This is a genomic window from Pseudoflavonifractor sp. MCC625 (assembly GCF_018784545.1).
GTDB classification, from domain to species: Bacteria; Bacillota; Clostridia; order Oscillospirales; family Oscillospiraceae; genus Pseudoflavonifractor_A; species Pseudoflavonifractor_A gallinarum.
Genome location: NZ_WQOJ01000011.1, coordinates 20,351 through 36,002 on the forward strand (window position 1 = coordinate 20,351; position 15,652 = coordinate 36,002).

Annotated in this window: 16 protein-coding genes and 1 tRNA gene; 10 read left to right on the plus strand and 7 right to left on the minus strand. The window is 58.0% G+C overall.

Annotated elements, in window-relative coordinates; genetic code table 11:
• Positions 1-24: 24 nt before the first annotated feature.
• Both GPK94_RS04255 and GPK94_RS04260 read right to left on the minus strand, forming a co-directional pair.
• Positions 25-285, minus strand: coding sequence for a pro-sigmaK processing inhibitor BofA family protein (locus tag GPK94_RS04255; RefSeq protein ID WP_215654757.1), 261 nt, complete (start codon positions 283-285; stop codon positions 25-27).
• Between the two features lie 55 nt (positions 286-340).
• A complete protein-coding gene (locus GPK94_RS04260; protein ID WP_215654684.1) occupies positions 341-667 on the minus strand; it encodes a YaaL family protein in 327 nt (108 codons plus the stop codon).
• Between the two features lie 415 nt (positions 668-1,082).
• Between GPK94_RS04260 and GPK94_RS04265 the strand changes: the two genes are divergently transcribed.
• The 8 genes from GPK94_RS04265 (at position 1,083) to GPK94_RS04300 (ending at position 9,882) form a co-directional block, all read left to right on the plus strand.
• A complete protein-coding gene (locus tag GPK94_RS04265) occupies positions 1,083-3,071 on the plus strand; it encodes a toprim domain-containing protein (protein ID WP_101691070.1) in 1,989 nt (662 codons plus the stop codon).
• 51 nt (positions 3,072-3,122) lie between these two features.
• Complete coding sequence (locus GPK94_RS04270) at positions 3,123-4,349, plus strand: type I restriction enzyme HsdR N-terminal domain-containing protein (RefSeq protein ID WP_215654686.1); 1,227 nt, start codon at positions 3,123-3,125, stop codon at positions 4,347-4,349.
• Positions 4,350-4,353: 4 nt separating this feature from the next.
• Positions 4,354-6,597, plus strand: coding sequence for a DNA topoisomerase (ATP-hydrolyzing) subunit A (locus GPK94_RS04275; protein ID WP_193538837.1), 2,244 nt, complete (start codon positions 4,354-4,356; stop codon positions 6,595-6,597).
• 30 nt (positions 6,598-6,627) lie between these two features.
• Positions 6,628-7,497, plus strand: a complete 870-nt coding sequence (locus GPK94_RS04280; RefSeq protein WP_101691068.1) for a YitT family protein — start codon at positions 6,628-6,630, stop codon at positions 7,495-7,497.
• Positions 7,498-7,531: 34 nt separating this feature from the next.
• Complete coding sequence (locus tag GPK94_RS04285) at positions 7,532-8,122, plus strand: lactate utilization protein (protein WP_215654688.1); 591 nt, start codon at positions 7,532-7,534, stop codon at positions 8,120-8,122.
• A gap of 34 nt (positions 8,123-8,156) precedes the next feature.
• The gene (locus GPK94_RS04290) at positions 8,157-9,236 is read left to right on the plus strand and encodes a hypothetical protein (protein ID WP_215654690.1); all 1,080 of its coding nucleotides are present in this window, start codon (positions 8,157-8,159) and stop codon (positions 9,234-9,236) included.
• Positions 9,237-9,304: 68 nt separating this feature from the next.
• A tRNA-Gly gene (locus GPK94_RS04295) sits at positions 9,305-9,380 on the plus strand.
• Positions 9,381-9,444: 64 nt separating this feature from the next.
• The gene (locus GPK94_RS04300; protein WP_215654693.1) at positions 9,445-9,882 is read left to right on the plus strand and encodes a helix-turn-helix transcriptional regulator; all 438 of its coding nucleotides are present in this window, start codon (positions 9,445-9,447) and stop codon (positions 9,880-9,882) included.
• 65 nt (positions 9,883-9,947) lie between these two features.
• Here GPK94_RS04300 and greA read toward each other — a convergent pair whose 3' ends face one another.
• Positions 9,948-10,451 (minus strand): transcription elongation factor GreA, encoded by a 504-nt coding sequence (gene greA / locus GPK94_RS04305; protein ID WP_101691064.1) that lies wholly within the window; start codon positions 10,449-10,451, stop codon positions 9,948-9,950.
• 67 nt (positions 10,452-10,518) lie between these two features.
• On the minus strand, positions 10,519-10,707 hold the full coding sequence (locus GPK94_RS04310) for a hypothetical protein (RefSeq protein WP_101691063.1): 189 nt from the start codon (positions 10,705-10,707) through the stop codon (positions 10,519-10,521).
• Between the two features lie 180 nt (positions 10,708-10,887).
• Between GPK94_RS04310 and GPK94_RS04315 the strand changes: the two genes are divergently transcribed.
• Together GPK94_RS04315 and GPK94_RS04320 are read left to right on the plus strand one after the other, a co-directional pair.
• Entirely contained in the window at positions 10,888-11,238 is a 351-nt protein-coding gene (locus tag GPK94_RS04315) for an Asp23/Gls24 family envelope stress response protein (protein ID WP_101691062.1), read from the plus strand.
• A gap of 34 nt (positions 11,239-11,272) precedes the next feature.
• Positions 11,273-12,958, plus strand: a complete 1,686-nt coding sequence (locus GPK94_RS04320; RefSeq protein WP_195279647.1) for a DAK2 domain-containing protein — start codon at positions 11,273-11,275, stop codon at positions 12,956-12,958.
• A gap of 59 nt (positions 12,959-13,017) precedes the next feature.
• Here the strand turns inward: GPK94_RS04320 and GPK94_RS04325 are convergent, their stop codons facing one another.
• The 3 genes from GPK94_RS04325 to GPK94_RS04335 all read right to left on the minus strand — a co-directional run bounded on the left by GPK94_RS04325 (position 13,018) and on the right by GPK94_RS04335 (position 15,373).
• Positions 13,018-13,740, minus strand: coding sequence for an amino acid ABC transporter ATP-binding protein (locus GPK94_RS04325; protein ID WP_193538831.1), 723 nt, complete (start codon positions 13,738-13,740; stop codon positions 13,018-13,020).
• Entirely contained in the window at positions 13,727-14,422 is a 696-nt protein-coding gene (locus GPK94_RS04330) for an amino acid ABC transporter permease (protein WP_101691059.1), read from the minus strand. The genes GPK94_RS04325 and GPK94_RS04330 overlap by 14 nt, the downstream gene beginning before the upstream one ends.
• 102 nt (positions 14,423-14,524) lie before the next feature.
• Positions 14,525-15,373: a transporter substrate-binding domain-containing protein gene (locus GPK94_RS04335; protein ID WP_235964344.1), complete on the minus strand. Its 849-nt coding sequence runs from the start codon at positions 15,371-15,373 to the stop codon at positions 14,525-14,527.
• Between the last annotated feature and the right edge of the window lie 279 nt (positions 15,374-15,652).

Here is a 15,652-nt window from a genome sequence, read left to right on the forward strand (position 1 = left end):
ACAGCTCCACCGCCCAGTTCTCTTTTACGCCCCCAGGGCCCAGTTCATCATTAAAAGCAGCCCAAAGCCCGGGATTCCCAGGAGGCCCAACACCAGAGCATTGAAGAGATTCACCCCCAGGGAGAGCCCCAGTATCCCTCCCACCTGGCTCCACAGGGCCAGAAAGGCAAGCCCCACGCCGGTACGCCCCAGCAGGCGCACACATCGCCCCACGGTCTTGTGCAGCGTGAGAGCCACCACAAATAAGATCAGCCCCAGCGTGACCAGAGGCAGATTTTCTACCATCCATTCCACCGCGCATTCCTCCCATTCGTTCTCTGCCAGAGCCCTGGCCGTTCTCTCATTGGTAGGCTGAAATGGGCCGCCAGGGTCCCTGGCGGAGGGTCCCGCCGGAGGAGTCGCGTTTTTTCGTCTCCGGCGGACGGGCCAGGGGCTGCGTCAGCTCCTCCCCGCTCAGCTCCTTGATCTGCCGCAGCAGATAGCCGTATCTGGCCTGGAGGGCTTTGATCTCATAGATATAGGACTCGGTGAGATCCGGGTCGGACGCGGCATTAAAATCACCATGGGCCTGGGTCAGAAGGACCCGGGTCCGCTCCAGGGCATCCAGCAGGACCTGCCGCTCTTCCTGTCTCTGCCCCTGTCTTTTCCGGTTGCTCTTGCGTTGCATAGGCGCTCCTTTCCATGTGCACTTCTTGGTCCACTGTATGTCCAGTTTGTCCGAAAGAGACCGTTCTATACCAGTTTTTCCCGCGCATGGTCTCCGCGTCCGCGGTCATACTACACTCGGACAGGCGGAGAAGGGACAACGCCTTCCAGACGCATCTCCTTTTAAGCCGGTGCCGGGTACGCGTACCCTCTGGCGAAAGGCGAAAGGAGCGGCGGCCTGTCCGGCCGAACGGCTCCATCCGCTTCCGGAACAGCTCCGGAGGGGTGAGGCTGCCGTGGAGGGCCGCCGTGCCGAGTGCATTCGGTGCGGCGGCCCTCGTTGCGTCCTGCCCTTTTCTTGACACTTCCCCTGAAAATAGGGTAAGATAGAATGTAAAATGTATCGCATCCAATTCTGACACGGTAAGGAGAACTCCATGGCAAAGACCAGTGTGAACACATATGGCAATGAATCCATATCCGCCCTCAAGGGTGCCGACCGGGTCCGCAAGCGTCCCGGTGTTATTTTCGGCTCGGACGGATTGGACGGCTGTGAGCATGCCGTCTTTGAGATCCTGTCCAACGCCATCGACGAGGCCCGTGAGGGCCACGGTTCCGTCATCACGGTCACCCGCTACGCCGACCAGTCCATTGAGGTAGAGGACTTTGGCCGGGGCTGTCCGGTGGACTGGAATGAGCGGGAACAAAAATTCAATTGGGAACTGGTGTTCTGTGAGCTGTATGCCGGCGGCAAGTACGGCAACGGGGACGGGGACAATTACGAGTACTCCCTGGGTCTCAATGGTCTGGGCTCCTGCGCCACCCAGTATGCCAGTGAATACTTTGACGCCGTCATCCACCGGGACGGCTTTGAATACTCCCTTCACTTTGAAAAGGGCGAGAATATCGGCGGCCTGAAAAAGGAGCCCTACTCCGGCCGAAAGACCGGCTCCCGCTTCCACTGGAAGCCTGACCTGGAGGTCTTTACCGACATCAATATTCCGGTGGAGTACTATCTGGACGTGATGAAGCGGCAGGCGGTGGTCAACGCCGGGGTCACCTTCCGCTTCCGCAATCAGGTGGGCTCCAAGTTTGAGACCACGGAATTCAAGTATGAAAACGGCATCGTGGACTATGTCAACGAGCTCTCGGGTCCCTCTCCCCTGACCCAGCCCGTCTTCTGGCAGACCGAGCGCAAGGGCCGGGACCGGGCAGACAAGCCGGAATATAAGGTAAAGCTCTCGGTCTCCTTCTGTTTTTCCAACACGGTGCAGGTCATCGAGCACTACCACAACTCCTCCTGGCTGGAGCACGGCGGCTCCCCGGAGAAGGCGGTCAAATCCGCCTTTGTCTCCGGCGTGGACGCCTATCTCCGCCAGCAGAACAAGTATCAGAAAAATGAGAGCAAGATCACCTGGGTGGACATCGAGGACTGCCTGGTCCTGGTCTCCAACAACTTCTCCACCCAGACCTCCTACGAGAACCAGACGAAAAAGGCCATCAACAACAAGTTCGTGCAGGATGCCATGGCCGAGTTCCTCAAGGCCCAGCTGGAGGTCTATTTCATCGAGAACCCCTTCGACGCGGAGAAGATCGCCGAGCAAGTGCTGGTGAACAAGCGCTCCCGGGAGAGTGCGGAGAAGGCCCGGCTCAACATCAAAAAAAAGCTCTCGGGCAGCGTGGATATCGCCAACCGGGTGCAGAAATTTGTGGACTGCCGTACCAGGGACACGGAGCGGCGGGAGCTGTACATCGTGGAGGGCGACTCGGCTCTGGGCGCGGTCAAGCTCTCCCGGGATGCCGAGTTCCAGGGCATCATGCCGGTCCGGGGCAAGATCCTCAACTGTCTGAAAGCCGACTACGCCAAGATCTTCAAGAGCGAGATCATCATGGATCTCCTCAAGGTCCTGGGCTGCGGCTGCGAGGTGCAGGACAAGCACGCCAAGGACATGGCGGCCTTTGACCTGATGAACCTCCGCTGGAATAAGGTAGTCATCTGTACCGATGCCGACGTGGACGGCTTCCAGATCCGCACCCTCATCCTCACCATGCTCTACCGCCTGGTGCCCACCCTCATCCAGCGGGGCTATGTCTACATTGCCGAGTCCCCCCTCTATGAGATCACCTGTAAGGAAAAGACCTGGTTTGCCTATTCCGACGCGGAGAAGAATGAGATCGTAAACGGCGTGCTGGCGGGCAAGAAATACTCCATCCAGCGCTCCAAGGGTCTGGGCGAGAACGAGCCGGACATGATGTGGCTCACCACCATGAATCCGGAGACCCGCCGCCTCATCAAGGTCATGCCCGAGGACGTGGAGCGCACCGCCGCCGTCTTTGACCTGCTGCTGGGGGACAACCTCCAGGGCCGGAAGGACCACATTGCGGACAACGGGTACAAGTATCTGGAACTGGCGGATATCTCGTAATCATTCCACAGTCAGAATCTTCGAGATATATAGATAAATTGAGGGATTGCTATGTTTCAAATTAACTTAAACGTTACTAAAGACCCAAAAACTTGGTCAAATGATGGCGTCCTTTGTTATTTTGATCCAGTCTCTAAGCGTCTACGTAAAAAAACACCAGAAGAAACCGTCAGACAAAAAATTCTTTACTTTTTAACTCAAAAAATGGAAATTCCTACCGATGCCATTTCTGTCGAAGTTCCTGTTTGCCACTTTGTTCCAGGAAAGCGTGGGCGTATTGATATCTTGGTAAATGGTTATGATAATCTCCCTCTTTTAGTTGTGGAATGTAAAGCTCCGCAGATCCATATTACCATTGAAACTTATGAGCAGGTTGATTATTATGCTGAATTACTTGGTGCTCCTTTTGCAGCTGTAACAAATGGTCATGTCTTTCAACTGGACTATTGGGATGATTCCCTACAGCGATATCAAGAAGTATCACAATTACCCTCTTATCATACCCTGTGTACAAAAATTGGCTTGAAGTCTGAAGACTATCTTCCTGTAAAATATCAGCGCACACCATTTGATCAGCTTTGTAGCGATCAAGCATATAATAATGCTCAAAAAAACCAATATTATGTAGGCCAGGATACCCCCAGATCACTGGTACCCTTTATTATCAATTTGGCTGAGTGTCTTTTGGACCCATCTACTCGCTGTACAGGATTTCCTAATGCTGATTTTCGATTGATTGCTGATCAGGGTATCCGATATACTGCTTTCGGAGATGCTGGTGGTGGCACTTTTAGCGGCCCATACCGTACGTTGATGGTTGATGTCAATGGCAACACAAAATTAATTGGCTTTTCTATTTTTAGCTTAATAAAATCAACTAATGATCCCCATTGGGGAACTCGTAAAGGCGCTTCCAGTCTGGTAGTTTCCATTGACGACAAAGAAAAGCACCACATGTCTTTGGAACTCACTCTTGATACTTATGCTTTGCAGCAGCGAAATGAGGTGCGCATTTGGCACGGTGGACGAATGGCCGTTTCAAATATCGGCAGTGTAAAGCAGCAAGAAGTGCTTGACTACGTATTTACCCATGCTCCCTACCTAAAAGGAGCAGACGGCAAGGTTGCCTTAGGGACATTGAAGAATGATCATCTGTTCACTATGTCAGATTCTGATATACAGGATTTGCTTGGCCGTTTGATACAATATGCTCTTTTAAGAGACGAACTGCGGTATATCAAAAAGCAGCAATATATGATGCAAAAAATTAAGGACTGATACCATGCCCAAAAAGAAAGCTCCGGACACCGGGGCCAAAAAAGTCAACAATCCCAACGTCATGGGCCTGCGGCCCGAGGTGCTGGAGCAGCCCATCACCGAGACGCTGGAGCTCAACTACATGCCCTACGCCATGAGTGTCATCGTCTCCCGGGCCATCCCGGAGATCGACGGCTTCAAGCCCTCTCACCGGAAGCTCCTCTACACCATGTACCAGATGAAATTGCTGGGTGGGAGCCGCACTAAGAGCGCCAATGTGGTGGGCCAGACCATGAAGCTCAACCCCCACGGCGATGCGGCCATCTATGACACCATGGTGCGCCTCTCCCGGGGCTATGGTGCCCTCCTCCACCCTCTGGTGGACTCCAAGGGCAACTTCGGCAAGGTCTACTCCCGGGACATGGCCTGGGCGGCCAGCCGGTACACCGAGGTGCGCCTGGACCCCATCTGTGCCGAGCTCTTCCGGGACATCGACCAGGACACCGTGGACTTTGTGGACAACTACGACGGCTCCATGCAGGAGCCCGCGCTGCTGCCCACCACCTTTCCCAACGTACTGGTGAGCGCCAACCAGGGCATTGCCGTGGGCATGGCCTCCAACCTGTGCGGCTTCAACCTGGGGGAGGTGTGCGACGCCACCATCGCCTGGCTCAAAAAGCCTGGCTGCGACCTGCTTCCCCTGCTCAAGGCTCCCGATTTCCCCACCGGCGGTGAGCTGCTCTATGACGAGAACACCCTGCGCCAGATCTACCAGACCGGCCGCGGCTCGGTCCAGGTGCGGGCCCGGTGGCGCTATCTCAAGTCCGAGCACCTCATCGAGATCTTTGAGATCCCCTACTCCACCACGGTGGAGGCCATCATGGACAAGGTGGCCGAGCTCATCAAGTCGGGCAAGGTCAAGGAGATCGCCGACATGCGGGACGAGACCGACCTGAACGGCCTCAAGCTCACCATCGACCTCAAGCGCGGGGCTGACCCGGACAAGCTCATGGCCCGGCTCTTCCGCTCCACCCCCCTGCAGGATGCCTATTCCTGCAACTTTAACATCCTCATCAGCGGAATGCCCCGGGTCATGGGCGTGGGCGAGATCCTGGAGGAGTGGACCGCCTGGCGGATGGAGGGTGTGCGCCGCCGGACCTACTTTGTCATGAAAAAGAAGGAGGAAAAGCTCCACCTGCTGGAGGGCCTCCAGAAGATCCTGCTGGACATTGACCGGGCCATCCGCATCATCCGGGAGACCGAGGAGGACTCCGAGGTCATCCCCAACCTGATGATCGGCTTCGGGATCGACGCCGTCCAGGCCGAGTATGTGGCCGACATCCGGCTGCGCAACATCAACAAGGAGTATATTCTCAAGCGCACCCAGGAGACCAGCTCTCTGGCCGAAGAGATCGCCGACCTGAAGGATCTGGTGGATAATCCCGCTCGTATCAAAAAGGTTATCATCGGGGAGCTCCAGGCGGTGAAGAAGAAATACGCCCTTCCCCGCCGCACTGAGATCCTCTACGACTACTCCAATGAGACCCGCCCCGACCCGGAGGAGGAGATCCCCGACTATCCGGTGCATGCCTTCCTCTCTCTGGAGGGATACTTCAAGAAGATCACCCCTCAGTCCCTGCGCATGAGCGGGGAGCAGAAGTACAAGGAGGGAGACGGTCCCTTCCTCCAGTGGGAGGGGAACAATCGGGACGAGCTGTTGGTCTTTACCGACCGGCAGCAGTGCTACAAGACCCGTCTCTCCGACTTTGCAGACACCAAGGCCAGCGTCCTGGGCGAGTATCTGCCCACCCGCCTGGGCATGGACGCCGGGGAGAGCGTGGTGTGGGCCTGCATCACCAGCGACTACGCCGGACACCTGCTCTTCTTCTTCCAGAACGGCAAGGTGGCACGGGTAGAGCTCGCCTCCTACAAGACCCAGACCCGCCGCAAGCGCCTGACCGGAGCCTACTCCGACAAATCTCCCCTGGCCGCCGCGCTGCTGCTTTCCGAGGACCGGGAGCTGGCCGTCTTTTCCAGTGAGGGCCGCTGCCTGATCTTCCACACCTCGGTTCTGGCCCCCAAGTCCACCCGCTCCACCCAGGGTGTGGCGGTCATGACCCTCAAGCCCAAATATAAGGTAGAAAAGGTCCTCCCGCTGGAGGAGACCACCGTGGTTCAGGTGAGCCGCTACCGTCCCCGGGCCCTTCCTGCCGCCGGCGCCCTTCTCAAGGAGGAGGACCGGGGGGAGGAACAGCTCTCCATCCTCTGATATGTCTGACACGGAAACGAGGTAATTCCCATGAAGCAGAAAGCCCGTCAGCTTTTTTTCTCCTATCTCTGGATCACTGTGGCCTCGGCGGCCTATGCTCTGGGCTTTGACTGGTGCTACGCCCCCAACGAGATCGGTTTCGGCGGCATCACCGGCCTTGCCCAGATCATCAACGCCGCCCTCCCCTGGGCGCCCATCGGCGTACTGGTGATCCTGCTCAACGTCCCTCTCTTCTTTTTCGGCTGGCGTCTGCTGGGCGGGCATCTGCTGCTCTCCTCTCTCTACGCCATGTTTATCTCTTCCATCTTTGTGGACCTGCTCAATGCGGCCGTCCCCTTCTCCCCCATGGACCCCATGCTGGCTACCATCTTCGGCGGCATTCTGATCGGCCTCTCTCTGGCAATCATTCTGCTCCAGGGTGCCACAACGGGGGGTACCGATCTCTTTGCCCGCCTGCTCAAGCTCCGGATCTCCTGGCTCCCCATGGGTAAGCTCCTCATGGGGGTGGACCTGGTGGTCATCGCCGCGGTGGCCCTGGCCTTCCGCAACTTGTCCAGCGCCCTGTACGGCGTGGTCTCCCTCTATATCTCCACTGCTGTGATGGATATGGTGCTCTACGGTCTGGACAGCGCCAAGGTGGCCTATATCATCTCCAGCAAGCCCGACGAGATCTCCAAGGCCATCTTCCGGGAGATGGACCGAGGGGTGACCTTCCTCCATGCGGAGGGCGGCTGGTCGGGGGAGCCCAAAAAAGTTCTGCTGTGCGCCTTCAAGCAAAAGCAGATCGTTCCCCTCCGGCGCATGGTCAAGGAGATCGACCCGTCCGCCTTCCTCATCGTCTGCAACGCCCACGAGGTGCTGGGAGACGGTTTCCGGGAGTACAAGCACGATTCCCTGTAACATCCGTATCGACTGACAAAGGAGGAGCTCACCTATGGCTGACATCAAGAAACTCTGTGAAAACCTGGAGAAGAACGGCTTCCACGCCGTCTATTTCGACACTGCCAAGGAGGCGGCCGACTATCTGGACGCCAAGCTGGACGGCCGCACCATCGGCATGGGCGGCTCCATGACCATCAAGGACATGGGCCTGGTGGACCGTCTGCCCACCCATAATACCTTCTACTCCCACTGGACGGGGAGCACCCATGAGCAGGCCGCCGGAGCGGAGGTCTATCTCTCCTCGGTCAACGGCGTAGCCGAGACCGGAGAACTCATCAACATCGACGGTACCGGCAACCGGGTGGCCTCCACCATCTACGGCCACAAAGAGCTCTATCTCATCGTGGGCATCAATAAAGTGGAGAGCAGCTTTGAACAGGCCCTGTGGCGGGCCCGGAATATCGCCTCCCCCAAGAATGCCCAGCGGCTGGGCGTCCAGACTCCCTGCGCCGCGAAGGGCGACCGCTGCTATGACTGCAACAGCCCCCAGCGTATCTGTAAGGCCCTCACCGTGCTCTGGCGCAAGCCCAATGCCATTTCCTACGCCGAAGTGATTTTGGTGGGCGAATCTCTGGGCTATTGATCCATTTCCCCGGCCGGGAGAAAGGAGTCCCGCTGTGAAAAACCGTCTTGTCCTCTCTATCCTGCTTCTGGCGGGCCTGGTCCCTCTGAGCGGCTGTTCCTCCATGTTGGAGCGCAGCTATCTGGTGGTCTCCCCCCATGCGGAACATCCGGTCACCGCGGACGACTCCAACGTCCTCCAGGCCGAGACCTATCAGGATCTGGTCAACGACGTGCTCTATTTTGTCAATCAGGGCATGGAGACCGGGGTCATCCGTCTGACCAACTACCCCCGCGATGTTGAGACCGATCTCAACAACGCCTGCCTGGAGGTGGCCAAGGACGCGCCCCTGGGCGCCTATGCGGTGGACTACATCGAGCACGACTGCACGCGGGTGGTCAAGTACTATGAATCCACCATCCACATTACTTACCGCCGCACACTGGAGCAGATCCAGAGCATCAAAAACGTGACGGGCAGCAGCGCCATCCGCCAGGTCCTTTTGGAGCAGCTCTCTCTTTTCTCCCCCGAGGTGGTCCTCCAGGTGGCCTACTTTACAGAGGATGAGGCCCATATCTCCCATCTGATCCAGCAGGCCTACTATGACGCCCCGGCGGTGGCCTTTGGAATGCCCGAGTATACCGTGACCCTCTATCCGCAGGAGAGTGGGCAAGAGCGCATTGTGGAGATCCTCCTCACCTATCCCGCCCCGGTGGAGGAACTGCGCCAGAAGAGCCAAAGCCTCCTCCGGCAGGCTGATCTGCTGGCTGACACGCTGGGAGAGCTCTCGGGCGCACAGGGCGGCCGCGCCGTCCACGCTCTGCTTCGCCAGCAAGTGACGGATGCCCCGGCGGGCACCGCCTCCACTGCCTATGACGCTCTTGTGGAGCACCAGGCTGACAGTGAGGGGATGGCCCTGGCCTTCCAGCTGCTGTGCGACCGGACCGGACTGGAGAGCCGGGTGGTACAGGGTGTGAAGGACGGCGCCCCACACTTCTGGAATGTATTGACGCTCTCTCCCGGTCAGTATGCCCATGTGGACGCCTCCGGTGAGGAGGTACTGCTTCTCTCGGATGCCGCATTGGAGGCACTGGGATATACCTGGGACCGGAACGAAATTCCCCCCTGTCTCTGATCGGCATAAAAACGCAAAAAAAGGCTTGACTTTTTCCCTCCCTGCGGCTATAATATCATTTGTCGCTTGCAGGTGTAGCTCATCTGGTAGAGCGCCACCTTGCCAAGGTGGAGGTAGCGAGTTCGAGCCTCGTCACCTGCTCCAAAATCCCTCTCCATCTGGAGAGGGATTTTTCTTTATCTCCCATCCATCAAGGAGGTTTTTTACGATGGTAACCATGGCACAGCGCATCGAGTCCCTCCGCACCGAGGCCAATCTGAGCCGCCCCGCGCTGGCGGCCGCCCTGGGCTTCCCCAAGGGCTCCATTGAAAAGTTTGAGACCGGCCGTCAGACTCCCTCCAAAGAACAGCAGGAGAAGCTGGCTGCCCATTTCGGCGTCTCCCTCTTCTATCTCCGGGGGGAGAGCGGTGACCGCACCCGCCAGGAGGACTGGATGTCCGGCGTCAGCCTGAACGATGACGAGCCCGGCTTCACCCCCACCCCGCCCCCCAAGCCCAAGCGTCCCAAGCAGGAGGAGCCCCAGGGCGCCATGCTGGATGCCGTGCTGGCCAGCAAGCCGGTGCAGGAGCTGCTGCGGAAGATCGTATTGGATACCCTTCGCTCCCCCGAGGGGCAGGACCTCATCCGCAAGGCCCTGCAAAAATAAGCTGTCCCCGAGATCAAACAGGGCGTGTGCCGCAGAATCCCTTCTGCGGCACACGCCCCTCTTGTTTAAAACCCGTTGAGCGGGATGGAGCCGTCGTCCCCCGCCTTTTCAATGGAGCGGATGACGACGTCATAGCCATAGTCGTCACTGACCTGGATGTGGACCCGCTCCCCTACCTTTTTGCCCAGGATGGCCCGGCCCACCGGGGACTCCTTGCTGATCAGTCCGTGAAGCGCATCCTGCCGCATGGTGGTAACGATCTGGTAGGATTCCGTCTCATCATCCTCCTCCACATAGACGGTTACCTTGTCGTAGAGACCCACGGCGTCCTCCCCCGCCCGATCTGTGATGACCACCGCTGTGCGGATCATATTCTCCAGAAAGCGGATGCGGCTCTCGTTCCGGTTTTTCTCCTGTTTGGCCGCCTTATATTCAAAATTCTCACTCAGGTCGCCGAAGGCCCGGGCCTCCTTCACCGCCTCCAACAGCTTGGGGCGGAGTTCGATGCGGCGATAATCCAGCTCTTCCCGCATCATCTGTATGTCCTTTTTCGTCAGCTCGTTGTGCATGATCGATCTCCTGTTCGCATTTTATGGAAAAAGGCCGCCCCTGCGGGCGGCCTCAGACTGCATGATCTCAGTCATCCCAGTCGGCGTAATCATCAAACTCAGAGTGGCAGCAGCAGGGCTTCTTTGCCTCCAGCTTCTCACCGATTCCAGCAAAAAAGGCGGCGATCTTATCCCAATATGCAATGATGCAGCAGACACTGGCCGCGACCGTCAGAGAGAGAGCCACAATTTTCAGCACAAAACGGGCGATTTTCATATCCCGTCCCCTCCTTACTCAAATGATAGCTCTAGTTTACACGCTTTTCGGGCAAATTACAATCATTATCTGAAACTTTTTCCCTTGTAGTTTGGTCGGAAATAGAATATAATAGAGAAACCAATGAACCGAAATCAGGCGCATACGCGTTTTAGGCTCGGATAGAAAGGAAGGTCCTTTATGAAGCTGCAGACCGAAAAGGGCGAGATCCGCATCAGCAGTGAGGTATTCACCAACATCACCGGTGCGGCCGCCACCAATTGCTACGGCGTGAAGGGCATGGCCATCCGCTCCAAGACCGACGGTCTGGTGCACCTTTTGCGCCGGGAGTCCATGTCCAAGGGCGTAAAAGTCACATACAACGACGACTCCACTGTCTCCATTGAACTGCACATCATTGTGGACAACGGGGTCAACCTCATGGCGGTCAGCCGCTCCATCATGAGTGAGGTCCGCTATATCGTCAGCCGCACCACCGGCGTGGAAGTCAAGAGCGTGGATGTCTGCATCGACTCCATGGTCATCGGCTGATCGGCCTTATGCATCGAAAGGAAGGAACACCGACATGAGAGATACCATCGACGGGGCGCTGCTGGCCCGTATGCTCATTCATGCTGCCGCCGCTATCAACAGCCAGAAGCAGCACATCAATGAACTCAACGTCTTCCCGGTGCCCGATGGAGACACCGGCACCAATATGAGCCTGACCATCGGCACGGCGGCCACCGAGCTGAAAAAGAAGCCGGCCGGCACTGTGGGTGAGGTGGCCTCCACCAACGCCTCCGCCCTGCTGCGGGGCGCCCGCGGCAACTCAGGCGTCATTCTCTCCCTGCTCTTCCGCGGCTTTGCCAAGGCTGTCAAGGAAAAGGAGACCATCGACGGCCGGGATCTGGCCATTGCGCTGGACTTCGGCGTGGCCGCCGCCTATAAGGCGGTCATGAAGCCCGCCGAGGGCACCATCCTCACGGTATCCCGTCTCTCCGCTGCCCAGGCGGCCGCTACCGCCCGGGAGGATGCCACCCCCGAGGTGGTGCTGGAGGCCGCCATTCGGGAAGGTCATGTGGCTCTGGACGACACCATCAACCAGAACCCCGTCCTGAAAAAGGCCGGCGTCGTGGATGCCGGCGGCAAGGGCTTCCTGGTCATCCTCCAGGGTATGCTGGATGAGCTGCGGGGCCTCCCCATGCCTGAGACCGAGGACGAGGGCACCGTCAAAGAGAAGGCCGATTTCGCCGCGCTCAGCGAAGAGGAGATCACCTTTGCCTTTGATACCGTCTTTATCGTCCGTAAGACCAACCGCCATGTGGATCTGACCCCCTATCAGGCCTACCTCAACAGCATCGGTGACAGTCTGGTCATCGGTGAGGACGATGATGCCTTCAAGGTCCATGTCCATACCAATACCCCTGGCGACGCCCTGAACGAGGCCCAGAAATACGGCGTGCTGGAGCTGGCCAAGATTGAGAACATGCGCACCCAGGCCGAGGATCTGGCCGCCGGCAAGCATGTCCAGAGCACCGACGATCTGGACGCGGTGGAGGCCGAGCTGGAGCAGGGTTGCGCTTCCGCCCCCGCCAAAGCCGCCCCTGAGAAGAAGTATGGCGTGGTGGCCGTGTGCGCCGGCGAGGGACTGGCCGCCGTCTTTGCCGATCTGGGCGCGGACGGCATCATCTCGGGGGGTCAGACCATGAACCCCTCCACCGATGACATCATGCGCGAGATCGACAAGACCCCTGCTGAGATCGTCTTTGTTCTGCCCAACAACGGCAACATCATCATGGCTGCCCAGCAGTGTATCCCCCTGGCCGAGGACAAAAAGGTGGTGGTCCTCCCCACTAAGACAGTGCCCCAGGGCATCTCTGCCCTGCTCTCCATGGACCCGGACGCCGGCGAAGAGGAGAACATCGCCGCCATGACCGAGGCCTTTGGCCGCGTGGCTACCAGCGAGATCACCTATGCCGCCCGGGATTCGGATTTTGACGGCTTTGCCATCAAGCAGGGCGACTATCTGGCCCTGGCAGAGCATCAGCTCTTCGGCACCGACCGGGATCTGGACGCCTTGCTGGAGCGTCTGGCCCAGGCGGAGCCCCAGCAGAACGCGGAATTCATCAGCATCTTCTATGGCTCTGATGTGACCGAGGAGGATGCCCAGCGTGCGCTCTCCATCTTCCAGTCGGCCTGTCCCAACGCCGAGGTCAACCTGCTCTCCGGCGGTCAGCCCGTCTACTACTATATGATCTCTGCGGAATAACTCCATACAGAACATGACAAAGGCCCCGGACATCCATCAGGATGTCCGGGGCCTTTTCCTTACAGTACCTTAGAGAGAAATTCGATGGTGCGGGCTTCCTTGGGGTTGGCAAAGAACTCCTGCGGCGTGTTCTGCTCCAGGATGTTGCCGCCATCCATGAAGAGCACCCGGGAGGCCACCTCGCGGGCAAAGCCCATCTCATGGGTGACCACCACCATGGTCATGCCCTCGTTGGCCAGCTCCTTCATGACGTCCAGCACCTCACCCACCATCTCGGGGTCCAGGGCGGAGGTGGGCTCGTCAAAGAGCATCACCTTGGGTTTCATGGCCAGCGCCCGCACGATGGCGATACGCTGCTTCTGACCGCCGGAGAGCTGGTTGGGATAGGCTTCCGCCTTGTCCTTCAGTCCTACCCGCTCCAGGAGCTTGAGGGCGGTCTCATCGGCCTCTTCCTGCCCCATGCGCTTGGTCTGGACCGGTGCCAGGGTAATATTTTTCCGGATGGTCATATTGGGGAAGAGATTAAAATGCTGGAAGACCATGCCCATCTGCCGGCGGATGGCGTTGATGTCGGTCTTGGGATCGTTGATGACCGTCCCCTCAAAGGAGATGGTGCCCTCAGTGGGCGTCTCCAGCAGGTTGAGGCAGCGCAGGAAGGTGGATTTACCCGAGCCGGAGGGCCCGATAATGACCACCTTTTCGCCGGGATAGATGTGCTCATTGATGTTCTTGAGCACGTGGATGTGTCCAAAAGACTTGGACAGATTCTTAACGTCGATCACTGGCGCACAGCCTCCTTTCCATAGCAGCGAAAATGACGGCAAGGACCTTGGTGATGCAGAAGTAGGCCACCGCAATGATAAACAGCGGGCCGAAGGCGTCATAGGTCATGCTCTGTACCGAGGAGTACACCTTGGTCAGGTCCACCAGGGCGATATAGCCCACCACGGCGGTCTCCTTCACCAGGACAATGAATTCGCTGGTATAGGTGGGCAGGCAGTTCTTGAGGGCCTGGGGGAAGATGATGTGCCACATGGTCTGCGCCTGGGTCAGCCCCAGGGAGCGCCCGGCCTCCATCTGTCCCTTCTCCACGGCGTTGATGCCCGAGCGGTAGATCTCCGCCATATAGGCCGAGGAGTTCAGACCAAAGGCAATGATGGCCACCACCATCTTGTTGTCCGTCACATCCAGCAGGATGACATTGTACATGATGAGCAGCTGCACCACCACGGGGATCCCCCGGATGATGTCGATGTAGGCCTTGGCAGGCCCCCGCAGCACCGCGTGCTTGGAGAGCTTCATAAGACACAGCACCATGCCCAGCACCGTACTGATGAGAATCGCGCCCAGTGTGATGCCCAGTGTGACGCCCATGCCGTCCAGGTAGAGCTTCCAGCGGTCCTCAAAGAGGAATGCCTGGTAGAGCTTGTCCCCGAAATCCGCAAACCAATTCAGGATATCCATGGGGATACCGCCTCCTTTTTCTCTGTTTTGGAAAGATTCAAAAGCGCAGGAGAGCCTGCGCCAATCCGAGCGGCGCAGGCTTCCCTGATTCAGACTGTGTTCTTACTTGGCCACCACGATGGACTGGACCGCCTCATAGTAGCCGTTGGTGAAGTTGGCGTTTTCCTCACGCTCGGGATTCTTGGTGAGGCCGGCGGCGATGAAGTCGATCCGACCGGACTGGAGAGCGGGGATCAGGGCATCAAAGTCCATGTTCTCCACGGTCACCTCATAGCCCATCTCGGCGCACAGGTACTTCACATAATCCACATCAAAGCCAGTGGGCTGGCCGTCGCTGGTCAGGTACTCAAAGGGCTCAAACTCACAGTTGGTGCCCATCACCAGAGTGCCCTTGGGATTCTCCACAGGGGCGAGCTCAGGCAGGGTGGCGTCCTCCTCCTTGGAGATGTACTTGGCCACCAGGGCGTCAAAGGTACCATTCTCCTTCAGAGTCTCCATAGCGGCGTTGAACTCCTCAGCCAGAGCCGCACCCTCCTCATTCTTCTGGGTGGCGATGGCATAGGTCTCGCTCTCCTCCGAGGCGGGGAAGTCCAGCAGCTGCAGCTTGTCGGGGTTGGCGTTCACCAGAGACTGAGCAGGATTGGTGTCGATGATAATGCAGTCCACCCGGCCGTTGATGAGCTCCATCGCGCAGGCGGTGGCAGCCTTGAAGGCACTGACCTCGGCACCCTCGATCTCCTTGGCGATATCGTTGCCGGTGGTGCCCTCCTGCACGGCGATCTTCTTACCCTTCAGATCCTCCACAGAGGTCCAGGTGTTTCCGGTCTCCTCGGTGGGCGCAGGGCTGGCGGCGCCAGGATCGGCGCTGGGGGCGCTGGAAGTGCTGCCGCAACCGGCCAGCAGGCTCAGAGAGAGCGCCGCGGCCATACCAAGAGCAAAGAACTTTTTCATATTCATCTTCTCCTTCATGAGCAACTCGCGGCCAGTCTTTCCCGTGCCGGCCGGTGTTGGATTGATATGCTATGATTATACACCATATTCATGAAAATGCAAGTCTTTTTTGCATATTTATGAATATGACCAAGTCTGCCGTCTTCCCGCCCTTGCTCTTGTGCATGGTGTCGACAATCGGACCGTATTCTGGATATGTATGACATTTTCTAGCAGAAAACGGCGAAGCCACTGGCCTCGCCGTTTTCATTCTTATGCAGGTTTTATACAGCCCTCAGG